The 1,402-nt window shown below is 63.8% G+C and carries 1 protein-coding gene; it reads left to right on the forward strand.

All coding sequences use genetic code 11. The features are described from left to right. The first annotated feature begins 121 nt into the window (after nt 1-121). Nucleotides 122-1,369 carry an IS256 family transposase gene (locus ABIB54_RS17820; protein WP_354576872.1) on the forward strand — a complete coding sequence of 416 codons (1,248 nt, stop codon included), beginning with the start codon at nt 122-124 and terminating at the stop codon, nt 1,367-1,369. The last annotated feature ends 33 nt before the right edge of the window (nt 1,370-1,402 follow it).

The following is a 1,402-nucleotide window of genomic DNA, read 5'->3' on the forward strand; positions in this document are numbered from 1 at the left end:
GGTCACGTCCCGCATAGTGGTGTAACTCACGGTGGCTTGCCGCGTCGGTGACGACGTGGGCGCGGCCACCGTGTGATCCTTCGAGGAAACTCTCACATCCCACTCGAAAGGCATCATCACGATGACCGCTCCACATATTGTCGACCCCGCGACCGTTCTCGGTGAAGCCCTGTCCGACGCGTCTCCGGATCTGATGCGGCACCTGCTGCAGACGATGATCAACGCCCTCCTCTCGGCTGACGCTGATGCTGTCGTCGGTGCGGAATGGGGTGAACGCTCCGAGACCCGCATCACGCACCGTAATGGTTACCGACACCGCCAGCTCGATACTCGTGCTGGTTCGATCGATGTCGCCGTCCCCAAGCTGCGCTCCGGCACCTACTTCCCAGAGTGGCTCCTCGAGCGACGAAAACGGTCAGAGGCGGCCCTGATCACAGTGATCGCGGACTGCTACCTCGCTGGTGTTTCGACCCGCCGGATGGACAAGCTCGTCAAGACCCTCGGGATCCATTCCTTGTCGAAATCGCAGGTCTCCAGGATGGCGGCGGATCTTGACGAGAACGTCAACCAGTTCCGACACCGGTCCCTGGCCGAGGCGGGACCGTTCACCTTCGTCGCCGCCGATGCGCTGACCATGAAAGTGCGTGAAGGCGGCCGGGTCATCAACACCGTCGTCCTCGTCGCCACGGGGGTCAACGCGGACGGGCGCCGTGAAGTGTTAGGTCTGCAGGTCGCCACGAGCGAGAGCGGGTCGGCATGGAACGCGTTCTTCGCCGACCTCATCGCCCGCGGGCTGACCGGGGTTCAGCTGATCACCTCCGACGCCCACGCGGGCTTGAAGGACGCGATCGCCGCGAACCTCCCCGGAGCCGGCTGGCAACGCTGCCGCACCCACTACGCCGCGAACCTCATGAGCGTCACACCGAAGGCCATGTGGCCGGCCGTGAAAGCGATGCTCCATTCGGTCTATGACCAACCCGACGCCGCAGCAGTCAACGCGCAATTCGACAGGACCCTGGACTACGTGGCCGAGAAACTCCCCGCGGTCGCCGAACACCTCGACGCCGCCCGGGCCGACATCCTCGCCTTCACGACGTTTCCGAAAGACCTGTGGCAGCAGATCTGGTCTAACAACCCCAACGAGAGACTGAACCGCGAGATCCGCCGCCGCACCGACTCCGTCGGCATCTTCCCCAACCGGGACGCGATCATTCGCCTCGTCGGAGGGGTCCTCGCGGAGCAAACCGACGAGTGGGCTGAAGGACGCCGCTACCTCGGACTCGATATCCTTGCCCGCTCCCGAATGCGAGCAGTTGCCGACACCGGAAGCGAGGTGAACACCGACACGATCATGGCCCTCAGCGCCTGAAACGAAGGATCAGCAGTTACACCACTACTTGGG

This window comes from Frigoribacterium sp. UYMn621 (assembly GCF_040549525.1).
Classification (GTDB): domain Bacteria; phylum Actinomycetota; class Actinomycetes; order Actinomycetales; family Microbacteriaceae; genus Lacisediminihabitans.

What these genes read in the sequence shown, in the direction of transcription:
- ABIB54_RS17820 (WP_354576872.1), top strand. Translation starts at nt 122, where the DNA reads ATGACCGCTCCACATATTGTCGACCCCGCGACCGTTCTCGGTGAAGCC.